This is a genomic window from Methylomagnum sp., assembly GCF_054333355.1.
The window spans coordinates 1-4,370 of record NZ_JBTEKS010000365.1; the positions used below are offsets into that span (position 1 = coordinate 1).

The 4,370-nt window shown below is 68.3% G+C and carries 4 protein-coding genes; all 4 read right to left on the reverse strand.

What is annotated here, in order from left to right; all coding sequences use genetic code 11:
* Nucleotides 1–2,570, reverse strand: a 2,570-nt coding sequence (locus tag ACXWUF_RS19320) for an SUMF1/EgtB/PvdO family nonheme iron enzyme (RefSeq protein WP_458496215.1), incomplete at its 3' end; no start/stop codon positions are given.
* A 318-nt stretch (nucleotides 2,571–2,888) separates the two neighbouring features.
* The gene (locus ACXWUF_RS19325) at nucleotides 2,889–3,236 is read right to left on the reverse strand and encodes an STIV orfB116 family protein (RefSeq protein ID WP_458496216.1); all 348 of its coding nucleotides are present in this window, start codon (nucleotides 3,234–3,236) and stop codon (nucleotides 2,889–2,891) included.
* Nucleotides 3,233–3,475: a hypothetical protein gene (locus ACXWUF_RS19330; RefSeq protein ID WP_458496217.1), complete on the reverse strand. Its 243-nt coding sequence runs from the start codon at nucleotides 3,473–3,475 to the stop codon at nucleotides 3,233–3,235. Before ACXWUF_RS19330 ends, ACXWUF_RS19325 begins: the two co-directional genes overlap by 4 nt.
* A partial coding sequence (locus ACXWUF_RS19335) for a hypothetical protein (protein WP_458496218.1) occupies nucleotides 3,472–4,370 on the reverse strand: 899 nt, incomplete at its 5' end. The genes ACXWUF_RS19335 and ACXWUF_RS19330, both read right to left, overlap by 4 nt.

The following is a 4,370-nucleotide window of genomic DNA, read 5'->3' on the forward strand; positions in this document are numbered from 1 at the left end:
GCTATGTCCGTTGGTTCGTAGGGATAGGCGAAGTCAGGTTTGCTGAAATCCCGGCCCCACAAGCTCCGCGTCCACTCCCAGACATTCCCCGCCATATCAAGGCATCCCGCCTCGCTCCGCCCCTGCGGAAACAAGCCCACGGCACAGGTATTCCCGATGTCGGTCTCGCCGATATTGGCGCAATCCTCTTGCCAGTTTTCGCCCCACGGATAAATGCGGCCCGCCGTGCCCCGCGCCGCCCGTTCCCATTCGGCCTCGCTGGGCAAGGCGAAGCTTTCGTCGGGGCTTATCCGACCGGCTTGGCGCCATTCATCGGTCAACCACCCGCAGTAGGCCAGGGCGTCGTGCCAGCTCACCCACCGGGCCGGATGATTGCGCTTGTCCAGCCGGTCCCGTTCCGGGGATTCCCATCCCCGCTGGGTGGCCTCCACAAAACGCCGGTACTGGCCGTTGGTGACGGGGTACTTGCCAATTTGGTAGTCCGCCGGGAGTTCCACCCGGTGACGGGGCTTTTCATCGTCGTGGCCATCATCCGACCCCATCCAAAACCCACCCGCCGGAATCTCGATCAGATCACCGAAATCCCGCCCGTCCCCCATCACGCTCAGCACCGCCCCGGCGATGGCCCGGTCCACGGTTGGCAGCCAGCCCCGCCGGGCGATAGCGGCGATCCAATCCCTCACCCGCCGCCATTTGTTCCGGTGGCGGGCGGCGAGTTGCGGGTTGTCCTCGGCCAGTCCGGTTTCCCACAGGGCATGCCCCGCCAGCAACGCGGCCCACTGGTCGGCGGCGGGCGGTTCCACGCCGTCGATGGGAAGCGCCGCCGGGCAGAGGGCATCCACCAGGCTCCACACCGATTCCGGCGTGCCCCGCGCCACCTTGGCGGCGGCCAGCAGCACCGCCTCGCGCCAGCGGTTCGGCTCCCGCCGCAGCAGATCGGCCAGTTGGTCGGGAAAGCCGTCCCCGGTGAGATGGCAGGCCGCCAGATATTCCTGGAAGGTGCGGTGGGGGAACTGGTACAGCCCCACGCCATGGGTCGCCAGCAAACCGGCGCGGTCGCACAGGTAGGCTTGCAGGACCCGGGGTTGCAGGTCGGCCTTGCCGGGGGCGGCGTCCAGCAAGGCGCGGATTAGCCGCTCCTCGCGGATGTCGGCGGTGCCGGCTAGGTCGGCTTGATCGCGGTGGGCCTCGAAGGCCAGCTTGTCCAACTCCCGGCGGATTTCGTCGCGGCCGGTGTTGAGGAATTCCGTCAGGCTGGGGGATTGCGACCGGCGCCCGTCCGGCAGGTGGCGGACCTTGAGGCTTTCCCATTCGGTGAGCAGCCACTCCACCGCCTGTTGGTAGAGTTCTTCGCGCTTCTCGGGCAGGGCGCCGCCCTTCTCGGTGTGCAGCTTGGCGATGAGGGTCAGCAACAGGGGATAGCGGGCCAGTTCCGCCAGCCGGGGATTGCGGTCCACGGTCTGGGCCAGCAAGGCGGCGCGGCCCTGGGCTTCGGGGGCCGAGAGTCGGCCCAGCTCCGCCATGTGCCCGTACCAGGCCGTGACGAAGCGCTGGATTTGCCCGGCGCTGAAGGGCAGCAGGGCCGTTTCGGCGAAGCCGGGCAGCTTCCAGTCCTGGCGGGTGTAGGCATAGGTGCGGCTGGTGGCGAGGACCCGGCACTGGCCAAAGGTCTGGCGGAACTCTTGGACCGCCGCGATGATCTGCTCGCGGCGGGCCTCCGGCTCGGGCACTTCGTCCAGCCCATCCAGCAAGACCAGCCCGCCCCGGCGGAGCAGTTCGTCATGCAGGTGGGGCGCGAAATCGGCCAGGGCGTCGGACCGCAACCGGCCTTCGAGGTGCCGCCACAGCGTCTCGGCATTGACGGCGGTGCCCTGGGCCGGTAGCTCGGCGGCGAAGTCCCGCAGCACGATATGGACCGGCAGCAACGGGCGGTGGTCCCAGCGCTGGGGCTGGGGTTCCTGTTCCCGAGAACCGGGTTCCGGCGGGATAGGGGTCGTTAGGGTTTGCAGGTTGACCGACGGGACGCCCAAGGCTTCCCCCGCCAGACACAGGGCCACGAACTGCACGAAGGTGGTCTTGCCGCTGCCGGGGCCACCCAAGAGGACCAGCTTGGTTTCGGCGTTGAGCGCGTCGAGGGCGGAGCGGCGGGCCGGTTCGCGGTCCATTCGCCCGGGCTCTGGCAACCGCTCGCCCCCCTGGGTCAACAGCGCGGTGTAGACCGACGACAGGCGGACCTCGGCCCGGGCGCTGTTCCCGCCGAACAAGGGCAACTGGTTGGCCTGTTGCAGCAAGCGGCCCAGGTAGGCCCGGCGGAGTTCCGGGCCGCTGGCGCCGGGCCGTGTGCCTTGCTGGATGATGAGGCCCAGATTGATGAGGCCGGAGTTGTTTCCGCCGATGCCCACGCCCCCGGCCCCGACCGCCTGCGCGTCCGTGCCTTGGGCGATGGCGCCGCCGCCGTTCAGCCTTGCCAGTATTGGGCTAACGGCGGTGTCGTAAGTATCTTGGTCGATGAGGCCCGCATCCAGCGCGGCACGGAGTTGGGCGATACGTTTTTGGTCTTCTTCGTTCATGGCGGGGCGGGTGGGCTGACACCGGACAGGGACGCTAGGCGGCAAGGTGTCTCAGTGTGCCACAGGGGGGGCGAGTGGAACAGAGGGCGGTCGGCCCACGCTACGTGGCGAGAGGCCGCTTTTGGGCCGAATCCAATCCTTCAATACGGGATGGCACGCAACGTTTCAGTTTCCTTAAAACTTCCCTAACGCTGTCATTGGCAAAAAACTGGAGGATACCTGCGGGTGACGGCTATGGGCCAAAAGCGGACATTCACTTTCCGACGCGACCACGGCCAGTTCCACCCGATAGCGGGCCTTGCCCGCTCCCAGCCAGCTTCACTCCGCCCGCGTCAGCAATCCCAACTCGAACGGCAGCGCCGCCATCTCGGCCTCGGTGAGGACGCGGTTCTCCGGCAGCCTTTCCAGGAGCCGCAGGACCAGCGCCCGGTCGCCGGGTTCGAGGTGGACGCGGACGCGGTTGACGGGGCAGTCGACGCCCAGCCGGGCGGACAGGAAGCGGGCCGCGCCGTCGTGGCCGATGGCGGAGGCGAAGCCGTCCGCCACCAGGGCGCGGGCGGTGGCTTCGTCCAGGGGACCGTCGAAGCGCCAGAGGCCGTAGCCGGTGAGGACGGGGGAGTTGATGAGGTAGAGCGCCATGGGGTTCGGGCTTCCGATGGGGTTCATGGATGCCGCCGCTGGACCAGCCAGCGATGGAGGATGGCCTTGAGGTCGCGCAGTTCGGGACCGGCGCAGGTGAGTATGCCGTAATCCCTGGCCCGGCGCAGGACGTGGGGTTCCAGGGGCTGGTAGCTTGCCAGCATGGCCCGCCGGGGTCGGGTCTCGGGGTCGAGGGCCGGGGTCAGGTTGGGGGTGGCCTGGGCGGAAACCAGGCAGACGTGGACGGCGGGGCTGGGGTGGTTCATGGCTCGTAGCTCAGGTCGTAGACGCGGGCGGAGTAGTCGGTGGTGCTGATGTACTGGATGCGCCGCCCTTCGGCCAGGGCCACCGCCGAGCCGACGAAGGTGGTGGGCTTGGTGCCGCCGGTGATGTCGATGAGGATGTCTTGCCTGGGCAAGCCCTTGGTCTTGTTCAGGAACACGTAGGCTTCATCGGTGGCCTTGGCGAGTTCTTCGGTCTGGGTCTCGAAATCCAGCCCCTCCTTGTAGTCGGGCAGGCAGTCGCCGATGGCTGTTATCTCGAAGCCGCCGTCGCCGAACAAATGCTTGAGCAACGCGCTGAACAGGGGCAGTTGTCGCAGGCTGCCCTGTTCGCCCCGCGACGGGATGACGATCAGGTGCCTGAGACGCGCCCGGTGGTGGGCCACCGCCTTCACCGGCATGCACCAGTTGTTGGCGCGTTGGCGCTCGCCGAACAGCCCGCAGAAGGCGTCCACATCCAGCCCGTTGGGGAGATGCTCTTGCTCCAAGGCCGCGTAGAGGTCTTTCGGGAGGGTGCTGAGGTAGAGGATCAAGCCGCGCACCTCGGCGGGGTGGGCGTCCTCGACGATGCGGGGGCGCATGGCCTCGCGTTCCCGGCGGGCGGCGATCAGCAGCGGGACCATCATCGCCGGGAAGGCGAGTAGCCCGGTCAGGAGGTGCTTCCAGCCCAGCTCGTGGCCGTCGTCGTGCCATGGCAGTATCTCGGCGAAGGCGCTGGCGAACGGGTGGAGGGCGGTGAACACCAGGGCGACGAGGATCACCGGCAGCGCCCGCCCGGAGGCGAATATCTGGGTGAGGATGCGGTGGGCGAGTTCCTCGTCGCGGCGGGTGGAGGCGGTGTCAGCCATGGCGGCGGCCTCCCCGGCGTGGGGTGGGGGGC

Excerpts from the sequence above, each read along its gene's own strand:
- ACXWUF_RS19325 (WP_458496216.1), bottom strand. The coding sequence starts at position 3,236 with ATGAACCCCATCGGAAGCCCGAACCCCATGGCGCTCTACCTCATCAAC.
- ACXWUF_RS19330 (WP_458496217.1), bottom strand. The coding sequence starts at position 3,475 with ATGAACCACCCCAGCCCCGCCGTCCACGTCTGCCTGGTTTCCGCCCAG.